Below are 12,750 nucleotides of genomic sequence, written 5' to 3' on the forward strand. Positions count from 1 at the left end.
CGACAGACGTCGAAACACGCAAGGAGTCGCCGTGAACGCGCCCACCACCACCGAGCTGCCCGTCGTCGTCATCGGGGCCGGGCCCACCGGTCTGGCCGCCGCCGCCCACCTCGTCGGGCAAGGCATCGAACCCCTGGTCCTGGAAGCCGGTCACCGGGCCGGTGCAGCGGTGCGCGAGTGGGCGCACGTACGCCTGTTCTCCACCTGGGGCGAGGTCGTCGACCCCGCTGCCGAGAAGCTCCTTGCCCCCACCGGCTGGACACGCCCGGATCCGGCCACGTACCCCTCCGGCGGCGACTGGGCCGACCGCTACCTCCAGCCGCTCGCCGACGCCCTCGGCGACCGTGTCCGTACGGGCACCACCGTCACCGGCGTCTCCCGCACCGGCCGCGATCGCATCGTGGACGCCGACCGCGAGCAGCAGCCGTTCGTCGTGCACCTGACCCGCACCGACGGCGGTGAGGAGCGTCTGTTCGCCCGCGCCGTCATCGACGCCTCCGGTACGTGGAGCACGCCCGGCCCGGCCGGCGGCAGCGGGCTGTCCGCCCTCGGCGAGAAGGCCGCGGCCGACCGGATCACCTACCGCGTCCCGGACCTGAAGGACCCGGCCGTCCGCGCCCGGTACGCGGGCAGGCGCACCGCCGTGATCGGCTCCGGCGCCTCCGCCTTCACCGCCCTCGCCGACCTCGCCGACCTGGCCACCTCCGAGGACGGCACCGGCACCGGCACCGGCACCGGCACCGGCACCGGCACCAAGGGAGTGTGGATCCTGCGCCGGGGCATCTCCGGCTCCACCTTCGGCGGCGGAACCGCAGACCAGCTCCCGGCGCGCGGCGCCCTCGGCCTGGCGGCGAAGGCGGCCGTCGACGAGGGGCACGCGGACGCGGTCACCGGCTTCCGCACCGAGGCGATCGAGCGTGACGGCAACGGCCGCCTGGTCCTGGTCGGTGAGGACGGGCGCCGGCTGGACGCGGTCGACGAGGTGATCGTGCTGACCGGCTTCCGGCCCGACCTGTCCTTCCTCGACGAACTGCGCCTGGGCCTGGACGAACGCCTCCAGGCACCGGTCGCGCTGGCGCCGCTGATCGACCCCAACCAGCACTCCTGCGGCACCGTCTACCCGCACGGCCACCGCGAGCTCTCCCACCCCGAACAGGGCGTCTACCTGGTCGGCATGAAGTCCTACGGCCGCGCCCCGACGTTCCTGGCGATGACCGGCTACGAGCAGGTACGTTCCGTCGCCGCCGCCCTCGCCGGGGACCTCGACTCCGCCGACCGCGTCGAACTCACCCTGCCCGAGACCGGAGTCTGCGGCGGCGCCGGACTGTTCGACACCCCCGACGCCCAGGAGGCGGACGGTGGCGGCTGCTGCGCCCCCGCGCCCGTAACCGTCCCGCTCGCCGCCCCTGTCCCGGCCGGAGCGGGACCCGAGCAGGACCAGTCCGACGGCTGCTGCGGCTCGTGACGGACCCCGACAGCCGTGTCAGCGGGGCCGCGACCGGAACCGGGGACCGGTCGCGGCCCGCGCCGTCCTGCCCGCCGACCTCGCACACTTGGCGGTCGGTCGTCAGGCGGTGCCCTGGAAGAGGCGGTGCCCTGGAAGCGGTGCCCTAGAACAGGAGCATGCCGAACCCGACAGCGGTGACCGCCAGCCCGAAGCAGGTCAGAAGCACCATCATCGCGCCGAGGACGCCGTTGAGCACCGACCCCGCGGGAGCGTCCCGCGCCGACACGGCCCGGTCGGGGCGCTCGGGCAAGTAGCGCACCGGCACGATCTCGCCGGGCGCACACGGGATCCGGGTGGCGACCTTGGTGCGTACCGGCCGGCCGTCCCCGGTCCAGAAGGCGACGACCTGGCGCCGCTCGCTGTGGGACTGCCCGGTGGAGGAGGTGTGGTGCACGTAGGAGACCTCCTGACACTGGGCCTGGGCCGTGTGCCCCTCCTGGAGGATGCGGTGGTGCTCCTTGTTCCGCCGCACGGCGACGACGAACGTCACGACGCCGAGGGCAACGTGGAACAGTCCCACCACTCCGACGAACAACCAGAACAGCCCGCTGATCGTCATCCAGTCATCGCCCCTCGGTCCTCACGCGGCCGGCCCCCGGCTACCGGCCCACGGGCCGCACTGTCGAGCTACTGCCACAAGGGACGACAGGACACCGGGTCCCGGTTGCCACTCCCGACCACGTTGTGCCGTCCCACGGTTTCTCCGGTCCGGGAGCGCCGGGCAGGGCCGCCGCACCCTGGGCTCCTCGGAACGGGCGGCACGTACCGGTTGACCGTTGAACCCCCGCGCTTGTGCTGCCCGGCCGACGCGACCCGTTATCGCCTTCCGAGCCCCTTGCGCAGCGACATCGACGACACCTCGTAACCACTCCTGCGGTACAGGGCGATGGCTGCTTCGTTGCTGCCGACGACGTCCAGGGCGAGCGCCGTCCTGCCCTCGCTGACGACGAGTTCCTCGGCGGCGGCCAGGATCGCGGAGCCGTACCCCTGGCGCCGGTACGGCTCGTGGACGTTGAGGTCGTAGAGCCACGCCGAGCTGTCGGTGCCCGAGGCCTGGCCCGGGTCCGGACCGATCCACGCGTTGCCCACCGCTTCGCCCGCACCGTTGTGCGCCGTCACGAGATGGTGGCCGGCGGTGTCCGGACCGTCCGGCAGGAAGGCGGCCGTGCCGCTCCGGACCCGTTCCCGCGCGAGCTCCTCCGACATGAAGCGGACGAGCGCACGCACCGCTTCCTCCTCACGGTGCTCGGCCGCCGCCCGGTACTCCGCCGGTGTCATCTTCCGCAAGGTCACCTTCTGCGCATCCATCACCCCATCCTCAACCGAGCACTTGCAGCGGCGCTACCCAATTGGACTCGGCAACCCATGCCAAGTGGTGCCGTCCAATGCGGGCGCGGTGGACGCATGTCCGGCAGCACGCGCCCACCGGTTCGCGATGCGGGGCCGCCATTGCAGCCCGGCGAACCAGCTCCTGGTCGGCGGCGATACGGATTTCGTCGTGCGGGCCGCCCGGCGGATCTGACGGTGCCCGGGGCCGACCGGGCAAATGCGCTGTCCGGCGCCTGGCTGCCGGAGTTTTCCGTACTCCGTGCGGCGCGGGCCGAGGATACGCAATTCGCACCCGGAGGCATATTGGCCCGCCACTTGCCCCAGGTCAGTTTTCCGGCGAATGCCTGATTTTGCCGTCCGTCTTCGGATCCGGTTCCCGGAACTCGGACTCCACTGCATTCCGAAAGAATTATTCACCCACGCGCACGCAATTCCGGGAACCGGGGAGCGGATATTCCGGGACGCCGATCGGCGGTGGTCAGTCTCCCGCGTCGACCCGGAAGTCCCGGGGCACGAGCTCCAGGACGAGCAGCATGACGGCCACTGCCAGGCCGACGGTCAGCAGCGTGGTCAGGTTCAGCGCGTGGTCGAAGGCGAGCCTGGCCTGGGCCATCAGCTCTGCGGCTGCGTCCGCGTCGAGCCGGGACGCGATCTCGGCGGCGCCGCCGATGGATTCCGTGGCGGTGCGAAGCGCCTCGCCGGTGAGCGGCAGACCCGTCATGTGGTGGGAGAAGACCGCTCCGTGGAGGCTGCCCAGACACGCGACACCCAGCGCGGCTCCGATCTCGTACGCCGTCTCGGAGACGCCTCCGGCCTGGCCCGCGCGTTCCGGCCGGACGGCGGCGACCATGACGGCTGCCGCGGTCGTCACGACGAGGCCGTCGCCCACACCGATGGCCACCAGCAGCAGGGCCACCGGGGCATAGCCGACCGGCGGGGACGCGAAGGCCAACGGCAGCGCGGCGACGGCCAGTACGGTCAGGCCGGTCACCATCGTCCTGCGGACCCCGAGGCGGTGCATCAGCCGTGGGGCCGACAGGGCGGCGACGAACGTCGCGACGGCCGCGGGAACGGTTCGTACGCCCGCTTGCGCCGGGCTGTGGCCGTGCACGAACTGGAGCCACTGGGAGACCAGGAACAACGTGGCCCCGATGGCGAGCATCGCCAGCGCCGTACCCAGGGCGGCTGCCAGGAAGGGCCGGTGGGTGAACAGCCGTACGTCCAGCAGGGGGTCCGGCTGGTGCAGTTGGCGCCGGGCGAACCAGCCGAGCAGCCCGAGCGCGGCCAGCAGGACGAGGACGTCGGCGGCCGTCGGGGCGCCCTTGGCCACGTGCTTGATGCTCCAGGCGAGGCCCACGACGCCCGCGATGGACAGGGCCGCACTGAACAGGTCGAGCCTGCCGCGCTGGGAGGCGCGGTACTCCGGCAGGAGCCGGACGCCCGCGACGAGGGTGAGGGCGACGACGGGTACGTTGACCCAGAACGCCGCCGACCAGCCGAAGCCCTGGACGAGCACCCCGCCGAGCAGGGGCCCGGCGCAGGCACCGATTCCGGCGACGGCGGCCCAGATGCCGATGGCGCGGGTGCGTTCCGCGGCGTCGGTGAAGATGTTCCGGATCAGCGACAGGGTCGAAGGCATCACCATGGCCCCGCCCAGCCCCATGAGGACCCGGGCGGCGATCAGCTGCCAGGCGGCCGTGGACAGGGCGGCAGCGGCGGAGGCGATGCCGAAGAGGACGAAACCGCCGAGGAAGAGCCGCTTGCGACCGTACCTGTCGCCGACCGCGCCGCTGGTGATCAGCAGACCGCCCAGGATCAGCCCGTAGATGTCGTTGATCCACAGCTGTTGGAGGGCGGTGGGGCGCAGGTCCTCGATCAGGGAGGGCAGCGCCACGTTGAGGATGGTGGTGTCCAGGGCGATGACCAGCAGACTCGCGCAGAGGACGGCGAGCATGGCCCATCGCTTCCACGTGGGCGCCGGCTGACTCCCGGTCGGTGAGGTGGCCGTTCGGGGATTCGGGTGGCCGAGCACGAGACGTTCCCTTCTCGACGGAAAGACGGAAGTGAGCGCGCGTTCGACGCGTACGGAGTTGCGTGTCGCGCCGACGGACCGCGCGCGGGCAAGGCAGGAAGGCGGGGCGGAGTGGAGGCTCTGAACGGAGCCGAGTTCCGAAAAGCCCCGAAACAATTCGAAGCTAACACGGGATATCAGGGCCTCGGCCCCGAAAATGCGTCGCCCGCGAATTTAAGGCCTTTGGTCCCGACGGCAAGTTTGACAATAAAATTAGTTCGTGTTGGTTTGGGAATGCGAGCGGAACTTCCGCACGAAAGGACTTGGGAAATGGTTGTCCGGTCGATTTCTTCACACCCCGTTTACACGGAGAGCGAGTTCGCTCCGCTGAGGACGGTGGTGCTGGCCCGGAGCGAGTTCCGTGCCCCGGATGTTGTCGGGTTCGACGATCCGGCCGTGCAGTTTCTGAGCGGTCACGAGCGTGAGCGCATCCTCGGCATGCGGGGCAGGACCCTCGCGGAGGCCTACCCCGAGCAGCAGCGCGCCTGGGAGCGGGAGCGCGAGAACTTCCGGGCCGTACTGGAGCGGTACGGCGTGGAAGTGCTGCGGCCGCGGCTCCTGACGGAGGCGGAGAAGCGGGCCGCGGGCGCGGCCGGTTACGCCAACTTCTTCGTGCGCGACCCGTGGTTCACCGTGGGCGGCAACGTCATCGAGGGCTGTCCCCGGTTCCGGCACCGCCGTCTGGAGGTGCTGCCCAGCCGCCCGGTACTGCGGGACCGGGTCATGGAGAGCGACGCCGCCTATGTCGCCCTGCCCACGCCCGAACTGCCCGGACTGCCCGGGACGCAGGGGGCGCAGGGGGCGCAGGGGGCGGACGGACCGGGCCCGTTCCCGGAAGGGTCGGACGGGCCTGGTCCGTTCCTGGAAGGTGGTGACGTGGTGGTGCTCGGCAAGCACGTCTTCGTCGGCCGGTCGGGCCTGGCCTCCGACGACGCTGGCCACCGGTGGCTGGCCCAGTACCTCGCCCCGCAGGGCTACACCGTCGAGCAAGTGCCCCTGCTGCCGCACGTCCTACACCTGGACTGCGCCCTGGGCCTGGTCCGCGAGGGCCTGCTGCTCGTCTGCGAGGACCGGCTGCCCGAGGGGCTGCCCGCCGCCCTGCGCGACTGGGACCGGGTGACGGTCACCGAGGACGAGGCGGCGGCCCTCGGTACGAACGGACTCCCGCTCAGTTCCGAGGTGTACGTGACCGACCCGGCCTTCTCCCGGATCGGCAAGGAACTGTCCCGCCGCCACCTCACCGTCGAGTACGTCGACTTCGCCGTCTCGCGCTCCCTCGGCGGCTCCTTCCGCTGCTCGACCCAGCCGCTGAGCCGCCGCGACTGAGCCGACCACCGTCGTGCCGCACCCCCGCCGCGGCGCTCGCGCACGCGCCGCTTCCGTGCGGCGCGTCCACGTACCCCCGTGGCGGGGCCTCCACAGTCAGGTTCGTCCGATGAGTACCACCAGGTGGCACAGTGACCGCGCCCGCGCGGCAGGCGGACTCGGAACCAGTGGGCTCGGAGCCAGGGGACCCGGAGCCAGGGGCTGGACCGATCTGGTACTGCGCGGCGCGAGCCAGGTACTGCTCCAGAACAACCCGCTCTGCGGAGCCGTCGTCCTGCTGGCACTCGCCGTCGTGTCCTGGCAGACCGCTCTCTTCTTCCTCGTCGGCTGCACAGGGGCGTGCGCCGTTGCCCTGCTGTTCGCCGCCGACCAAACCCTCGTGCGCTCCGGCGTCTTCGGGTTCGTGGGCGGACTCGCCGGCATCCTGTTCGAGGTACTGAGGTCCTCCGCGCCGGAACACTGCGTTCCCGCTCTCGCGCTGGCCTTCCTCGGTGGCGTGGTGCTGGCCGTCCCCCTGGTGGCGGGATGCTCCTGGCTCCTGGCCAGGGCCGGGCTCCTGCCCCTCGCCTTCCCCGTGGTGATCGTGTTCTGGGCCATGACGGCAGCAGCCTTCCACCGGGACCTCGGCAGCCTCGCCTCCGTACCGCCGATAGGCCCCGAACCTGGCCACGGCGCCGATCCGTTCACTGCGGGAACGGCACTGCGCGGGTTCGGCAACGCCTTCGCGCAGATCTTCCTCCGGGCCGATCCCGCCTTCGGATTCCTGATCCTGCTGGCCCTGCTCGTCAGCTCCCGCGTGTCGACGGCACTCGCGGCCTCGGCCGCCGCGCTGTCCGTGACCACGTCCTGGGTACTCGGCCACAATGCCGCGCTGGTCGAGTCCGGAGCACTCGCTTACAACGCCGTCCTCACGGCCGTCGCCCTGGGCGGCATCCTCCTCGCGCTCTCCCCGGCTTCCGTCGCCTACGCCCTGGTGGGCTCGCTCCTGACCGGGTGGGTCCACATCGCCCTCAGCGCCCTGCTCGGCCCCATCGGGCTCTCGGTGGCCACTCTCCCGTTCGTCCTCGTCACCTGGACCATGGTCCTGGGCAGCCACCACCTGAAGGCACTGGAACCGCTCCCGCTCGACCGCCTGGGCGAGCGGAAGCGTCGTGGGGCGGGGCCGGTACGTGACGGACTGCGCAGGAGCCGAGGGTGACCGGGGCGGGGCACCGGGGCGCCGTCCGGACGGGACCGTCGTCTGTCCGGGGCCACCGGGCCGTTGGCACAGCAAGAGCAGCACAGCGATGGCAACCCCACAAGCGTCGGCTCTGTCGGGCCGCGCCCGCAGGCGGATACTTTCCCAACAGCGCGCCAACCTGTGGCCCTTCGACCTCTGGTATCGGGCAGCAGGCCAACACCCCCTGCCCCGAGCACGCGAGCAGTCGAGCCAGAGCCACGGCCACTTCCCTGTCTCCAAGCCGGACGGCAAGGCTCCAGAAAGCGCACCCCCTCGACGCACCGTCCCTTCCTGCGGCAGAAGGAACCTGGATTGCCACATTGCACGGGAGAGGGCGGCAGCGATGGAGGTGCTGTTGGTGTCTGGAGGTCTCCTGGTCATCGGGTGGGCACTCCGCGAGGTCGCGCTCCTTCGCCGTCTGCGACGCGCTGGGACGTCGACTCAGACTTTCATGGGTGGAGCATGCAGCGCGTACAACGCAACAGTCCGGGTTCACCGATTCCCGCGCCGAGCATCCAGAGCAGGGCGTCCAGGGCTTGCGCGCTCGGCTGTCTCATCTGTACCGAATCTGGCCATGCCCTAGTGACCGGCCCGGCCTGATGCCCCGCGTCAGCAGCAGCCCAAGCCGGACCCACTGGCCACACGTCAGCTCTCACGTCTCACCTGACGTGAGAGCCGACGATCAACATCGGTTCTGGCAGCTGTCCCTAGCGGAGGTGCCGGGCAAAGAACTGGGCCGCAGCATCCCCCGCGAACGGCGGGACACCCGTGTGCCCGCCCATGTTGGCGTTCAGGGTCTTCTCCTTCGAGCCGAAAGCGTCGAACAGGGCCAGGGCCGCTTGCCGGTCGTTGCCTTCGTCGTCCCATTGCAGCAGGACGTGCAGCGGAATGGTGACCTGGCGCGCCTCTTCGAAAATGGCGGGCGGGATGTAACTCCCGGCGAACAACACGGCTGCCGAGATACGCGGCTCGACCACCGCCAGCCGGGTTCCGATGGAGATCACTCCGCCCGAGTACCCGACCGGACCTCCGATCTCGGGCAATGCCAGCAGGGCGTCCAGGGCGGCCCGCCATTCCGGGACCGCCTTGTCGACCAGGGGAAGGATGAGGGCGTTGATGATCTCGTCGCTGACCGGCTCCCCTGCCTGGATCGCCCGGCGCAGGTCGGTGACCGCCTGTTCAGTGCCGGGCAGGCGGGGCCGGTCGCCGTTTCCGGGGAGTTCGATGGTGGCTGTGGCGAAGCCGTCCGCCGCTGCGTGCCGGGCTCGTCCCACCAGTCGGTGGTACGCCCTGCGCAGTCCGACGGGAGGGGGGCCGAGCAGGATCGGGGACGCCGGTGCCGACGCGGACGCCGATGCGGGCGTCCACAGGATGCCGGGGACCTCACCGAGGGTGAATTCGCGCTCAAGGACACCGTCGTCGAGACGCTGTTCAGAGGTGAAATGCATGGTCGTGCCTTTCGGGAGTGCACAGAACGGCGCTCCCGGACGACGACCTATCGCCCGACCGTGACCTCGAAGGAGAGCACCCACGTCGATACGTTCACGGGTACCACCTCCTCGAATATGTGCACGGCCTTCCAGAGCGTAGCAGGCGGCAGCGATCGGTCCTGGGCGAAGCGGGGCTCGGGCCCGCACGGCACGGGCAGGTGCGTGGCCATCTGTGGCCGGGCCGCTGTCCGGCCTTCTGGCTCTGGGCTGAGCCATGGCACTCGCAGGGCGGCTTTCACTGAGCGCGGGACGGCACGGCCCGCGCTCAGCGAGCCGCACGTTGCAGATGCCTCAGCAGGAACGGGAGGCGTCACTGGTGTACGTACCGATAGCGCTGGCCCGTCCTTCCTGCCGCTGGGCGGCACCAACCGCCCGCGCCACCCCAGCCCGGTGCCGCACCGGGCTCAGGCCGCCCGCCGGGCCTTTCGCCGCCGACGAAGGGACCAGAACACACCGGCCAGCACACCGAGCACTCCGACCACGACCCACCCCACCGTGCCCAGATGCTCGCCCAGTTTCCCTGCGGAGGCACCCGCCAGTGCCCCTCCGAAGACGTACAGGGCCGACCACATGGCCGCGCCCGCCAGGGATGCGGGCAGGAAGTGGGCGTAGCGCACCTTGGCCATGCCCGCCGCCGCAGGGGTCAGCGTCCGGATCACCGGCAGCAGGCGGGTGAGGAAGACCGCCCAGGCGCCGCGCCGGTGCAGTGCGGCGACAGCGCGGTCCCACTGCGCGTCGGTGATGCGCCGCAGCAGGGCCATACCGCGCAGCCGGTCACCGTAACGGCGCCCCAGTACGTAGCCCACGTGATCGCCGCAGCTGGCGGCCAGGGCGACCACGACGAACAGCGCGATCAGCAGGGCCCGGCCGTCGACCGCCGCGCCGGCGATCAGGACCGCTGTCTCGCCCGGCACGACGACGCCGATGCCCAGGCCCGACTCGGCGGCGCTGAACGCGCCCGCCGCTCCCAGCACCGCCGCCGGTGGCAAGCTGCCCAATGCGTCCAGGGCCTGCGCAAACCATGACACGTGCTTCGTCCTCCTCTGGCGTTTCCGCTGGGTGCGGTGCTATCAGTCCAGCCCGGCGATGCAGCAAAACGGTCATACCGCAGGAGGAGATCGGACCAGTACTCAGGTCTCATCGCCTTCGCGCTGCCTCATCGGCAGGTGGCCCCCCCGGGCGTTGTCCGGACGGCCCGATCGTCGCCGTGAGTGGGCAGCCGGTTCGGTCTCGGTGGCGCCGAGGTGCCGAGGTGCCGCGCTGTGCGTTTCGGGGGAGGCTGGAAGTCCGACGCGCGTGCCGGTTTCGCGGCCGTGGCTGGAGGTGGTGATGGAGCCCGTGGAGGCGTTGGAGCGCATCGCGTTCCTGCTGGAGCGGCATCGCGCCCCGACCTACCGGGTACGGGCCTTCCGTAATGCCGCGGCGGTGGTTCGCGAGCTGGCGTCCGCCGAGCTGGCCGAGCGTGCGGAACGCGGAACGCTCGAATCGCTCAAGGGCATCGGCCCGCGCACCGCGGGCGTGATCGGGGAAACTCTGGCCGGTGAGGTCCCCGGCTATCTGCAACGCCTCGAAGAAGAGGCACTGTCTCCGCTCGTCGCAGGCGAGGCCGGCAGCACGTTGCGTGCCCTGCTGAAGGGCGACTGTCATCTGCACTCCGACTGGTCGGACGGTGGCAGCCCCGTGGCGGAGATGGGGCGCGCGGCACGGGACATCGGGCACGACTGGGCTGTCCTCACCGACCACTCGCCACGGCTGACCGTTGCCCATGGTCTGTCGCCCGAGCGGCTGGCCGAACAACTGGACCTCGTGGCGGCCCTGAACGCCCAGTGGGCGCCGTTTCGGCTGCTGACGGGCATCGAGTGCGACATCCTCGACGACGGCAGCCTCGACCAGGAGCCGGAACTGCTCGACCGGCTCGATGTGGTCGTGGTGTCGGTGCACTCCAAACTGCGGATGGACGAGGCTGCGATGACCCGCCGCATGGTCGCCGCGGTCGGCGATCCGCGGGCCGATGTCCTCGGCCACTGCACGGGGCGCCTGGTCACCGGCCGCGGCAGGCCGGAGTCGCGGTTCGACGCGGACGCGGTGTTCGCGGCGTGCACGGCCGCGGGAACGGCCGTGGAGATCAGCAGCCGCCCCGAACGGCTCGACCCGCCCCGTCGTCTGATCCGCAAGGCGGTGGAGGCAGGGGCCCTGTTCGCCGTGAACACCGACGCGCACGCCCCCGGACAACTGGACTGGCAGATCATCGGGTGCGCGCGGGCAGAGGAGTGCGGAGTGCCCGCCGAGCGTGTGGTGAACACGTGGGACACCCGCAAGCTGTTGTCCTGGACCAGGGCGAACCGCGGACGCGCGGTCACTTGATCCCCGCCCCTCCGGTGATCCCCGCCCCTCCGGAACACGCCCACCCGCAATACGCCCACCGGGAAGGGCATTTCGACGGCGGCGGGAGGCCCGCCCCTGACGACAGGCGCCCTCGTGGTGTCAGTGGGGCGTGGCACGGTGATGGCCATGACCGCAACCGCACGTGAAACCATCCGCGAAGCCGGACGGGCCCGTGGCCTGCCCGAGCCGGTGACCGACGCGTTCGTCCGCCTCCTGCGCCCCTGCGTCTACCTGTGCCGCTACGAGCAGCTGCCGGAGGAGCTGAAGGAGAACGCCCGCCCGGCCGCTCGGGCCGCCGGGCCCGCCCACCTGCCGCCGGGCGTCGTCGTGCCCGCGTACGTACCGCACCTGGTGACCATCGACTGCGCCGCCATACCCACCGGCGTCCTCGACATCGACCTTCCCGCCGACGGCCATGTGGCGATCCTCGCCGAAATCACGGACCAGGACGAAGGCTTCGCCTTCCACATTCCGGCCGGCACCGAGACCGTCGAACGTCCTCCTCGCGAGGCGAAGCCGGACGGCCCGAAGTCCTACGAGGCGTTCCCGCTCTACGCGGTCCCTGGTGTCACCCGGCCCGCCCATCTCCACCTGTCGGACGTGGCGGAAGCCGTCGACTACGCCGAGGGGGACGCCGGGCGGGCCCGCCGCGTGGAAAACCTGATGGACGAGATCAACGCGAGTCTCTCCGTGCGCTGGGGCCACGGCATTCAGCTCGGCGGCTACTCCCCCGCCCACCACGACCCGCTGGAGGACCGCGGGGACGTGCTGTTCGTGTCCATCCCGGAAAGCGCGGTCTTCGACGGGGACTGCGTCACCTTCGTCTCGGGAACCCGGGAGCAGATCGCCGAGCGCCGCTACGACGAACTCGATTTCGGGGTCGAGTCCTGACGGGCGCACAAGGTCCCGGTGGGTGAGTCGGCGTGGGCCACGTCCGACAGCTTCGGACGGGGCCCACGATCTCCTGCGCCTCCTGCTACTGCGCCTGATCGCCGCCGAGGACGACGAACCCGCCGGGAAAGCGGCCTGGTCCGCCGCTCGCCTCACCGACCGCGTACCGTCCGAAGAACAGGGCCGGGCCGTCCCGGCCGCTTCTTCGTCCGGCGGGGGCGAGGCGAGGCGATCAGTGAGCCACGGCTCTCGTGGTGCGGGCTCGCAGGGCGCTCCAGTCCAAAGCCGATGCGGCCGTGTGTTCCACCTTCTGGGCCGCTTCCTGGGCTGCCGCGGCAGCGTCGCCCTGTTCCTCGACCAGCTCACGGTAGATCGGCTCCGTGCTGGATATCGGGGCTGTCATTTCGCTCAGTCCTTCCTAGGTGGCCTCCGCCGTACACGGAGATTGTGTCGCGCAGCCGGTCCGCGGTGCTGACCGCACCGCAGTGCGCCCACGGGAAGGTACCCAGGGAGAGCACTGTTCATGGGCAAG

General features: G+C 71.0%; 11 protein-coding genes. 5 read left to right on the plus strand and 6 right to left on the minus strand.

Features of this window, described 5'->3' with window-relative positions:
• Positions 1–31 precede the first annotated feature (31 nt).
• Positions 32–1,465 carry an NAD(P)-binding domain-containing protein gene (locus tag ACFYVL_RS07925; RefSeq protein WP_389241983.1) on the plus strand — a complete coding sequence of 478 codons (1,434 nt, stop codon included), beginning with the start codon at positions 32–34 and terminating at the stop codon, positions 1,463–1,465.
• A gap of 145 nt (positions 1,466–1,610) precedes the next feature.
• Here the strand turns inward: ACFYVL_RS07925 and ACFYVL_RS07930 are convergent, their stop codons facing one another.
• The 3 genes from ACFYVL_RS07930 to ACFYVL_RS07940 form a co-directional block, all read right to left on the minus strand.
• Positions 1,611–2,066 carry a DUF3592 domain-containing protein gene (locus ACFYVL_RS07930; RefSeq protein WP_389241984.1) on the minus strand — a complete coding sequence of 152 codons (456 nt, stop codon included), beginning with the start codon at positions 2,064–2,066 and terminating at the stop codon, positions 1,611–1,613.
• Between the two features lie 257 nt (positions 2,067–2,323).
• Entirely contained in the window at positions 2,324–2,815 is a 492-nt protein-coding gene (locus tag ACFYVL_RS07935) for a GNAT family N-acetyltransferase (protein WP_389241985.1), read from the minus strand.
• A 499-nt stretch (positions 2,816–3,314) separates the two neighbouring features.
• On the minus strand, positions 3,315–4,790 hold the full coding sequence (locus tag ACFYVL_RS07940; protein WP_389241986.1) for an MFS transporter: 1,476 nt from the start codon (positions 4,788–4,790) through the stop codon (positions 3,315–3,317).
• A 513-nt stretch (positions 4,791–5,303) separates the two neighbouring features.
• On the opposite strand from ACFYVL_RS07940, the gene ACFYVL_RS07945 reads away from it, so the two are divergent.
• Both ACFYVL_RS07945 and ACFYVL_RS07950 read left to right on the plus strand, forming a co-directional pair.
• On the plus strand, positions 5,304–6,233 hold the full coding sequence (locus ACFYVL_RS07945) for a dimethylarginine dimethylaminohydrolase family protein (protein ID WP_389241987.1): 930 nt from the start codon (positions 5,304–5,306) through the stop codon (positions 6,231–6,233).
• Positions 6,234–6,342: 109 nt separating this feature from the next.
• Positions 6,343–7,431, plus strand: a complete 1,089-nt coding sequence (locus tag ACFYVL_RS07950) for an urea transporter (protein WP_389241988.1) — start codon at positions 6,343–6,345, stop codon at positions 7,429–7,431.
• Positions 7,432–8,159: 728 nt separating this feature from the next.
• On the opposite strand, the gene ACFYVL_RS07955 is transcribed toward ACFYVL_RS07950, so the two are convergent.
• Positions 8,160–8,900 carry an alpha/beta hydrolase gene (locus ACFYVL_RS07955; protein WP_389241989.1) on the minus strand — a complete coding sequence of 247 codons (741 nt, stop codon included), beginning with the start codon at positions 8,898–8,900 and terminating at the stop codon, positions 8,160–8,162.
• Between the two features lie 446 nt (positions 8,901–9,346).
• Positions 9,347–9,970: a DedA family protein gene (locus tag ACFYVL_RS07960; protein ID WP_389241990.1), complete on the minus strand. Its 624-nt coding sequence runs from the start codon at positions 9,968–9,970 to the stop codon at positions 9,347–9,349.
• Between the two features lie 301 nt (positions 9,971–10,271).
• Here ACFYVL_RS07960 and ACFYVL_RS07965 point away from each other — a divergent pair, with 301 nt between their 5' ends.
• Together ACFYVL_RS07965 and ACFYVL_RS07970 are read left to right on the plus strand one after the other, a co-directional pair.
• A complete protein-coding gene (locus ACFYVL_RS07965) occupies positions 10,272–11,306 on the plus strand; it encodes a PHP domain-containing protein (protein WP_389242552.1) in 1,035 nt (344 codons plus the stop codon).
• Between the two features lie 147 nt (positions 11,307–11,453).
• Positions 11,454–12,218 carry a hypothetical protein gene (locus ACFYVL_RS07970; protein WP_389241991.1) on the plus strand — a complete coding sequence of 255 codons (765 nt, stop codon included), beginning with the start codon at positions 11,454–11,456 and terminating at the stop codon, positions 12,216–12,218.
• 232 nt (positions 12,219–12,450) lie between these two features.
• Here ACFYVL_RS07970 and ACFYVL_RS07975 read toward each other — a convergent pair whose 3' ends face one another.
• The gene (locus ACFYVL_RS07975; RefSeq protein ID WP_389241992.1) at positions 12,451–12,621 is read right to left on the minus strand and encodes a hypothetical protein; all 171 of its coding nucleotides are present in this window, start codon (positions 12,619–12,621) and stop codon (positions 12,451–12,453) included.
• Between the last annotated feature and the right edge of the window lie 129 nt (positions 12,622–12,750).

This window comes from Streptomyces sp. NPDC004111 (genome assembly GCF_042874215.1).
Classification (GTDB): domain Bacteria; phylum Actinomycetota; class Actinomycetes; order Streptomycetales; family Streptomycetaceae; genus Streptomyces.

What these genes read in the sequence shown, in the direction of transcription:
- ACFYVL_RS07930 (WP_389241984.1), bottom strand. Translation starts at nt 2,066, where the DNA reads ATGACGATCAGCGGGCTGTTCTGGTTGTTCGTCGGAGTGGTGGGACTG.
- ACFYVL_RS07935 (WP_389241985.1), bottom strand. Translation starts at nt 2,815, where the DNA reads ATGGATGCGCAGAAGGTGACCTTGCGGAAGATGACACCGGCGGAGTAC.
- ACFYVL_RS07940 (WP_389241986.1), bottom strand. Translation starts at nt 4,790, where the DNA reads ATGCTCGCCGTCCTCTGCGCGAGTCTGCTGGTCATCGCCCTGGACACC.
- ACFYVL_RS07950 (WP_389241988.1), top strand. Translation starts at nt 6,343, where the DNA reads ATGAGTACCACCAGGTGGCACAGTGACCGCGCCCGCGCGGCAGGCGGA.
- ACFYVL_RS07955 (WP_389241989.1), bottom strand. Translation starts at nt 8,900, where the DNA reads ATGCATTTCACCTCTGAACAGCGTCTCGACGACGGTGTCCTTGAGCGC.
- ACFYVL_RS07965 (WP_389242552.1), top strand. Translation starts at nt 10,272, where the DNA reads ATGGAGCCCGTGGAGGCGTTGGAGCGCATCGCGTTCCTGCTGGAGCGG.
- ACFYVL_RS07970 (WP_389241991.1), top strand. Translation starts at nt 11,454, where the DNA reads ATGACCGCAACCGCACGTGAAACCATCCGCGAAGCCGGACGGGCCCGT.
- ACFYVL_RS07975 (WP_389241992.1), bottom strand. Translation starts at nt 12,621, where the DNA reads ATGACAGCCCCGATATCCAGCACGGAGCCGATCTACCGTGAGCTGGTC.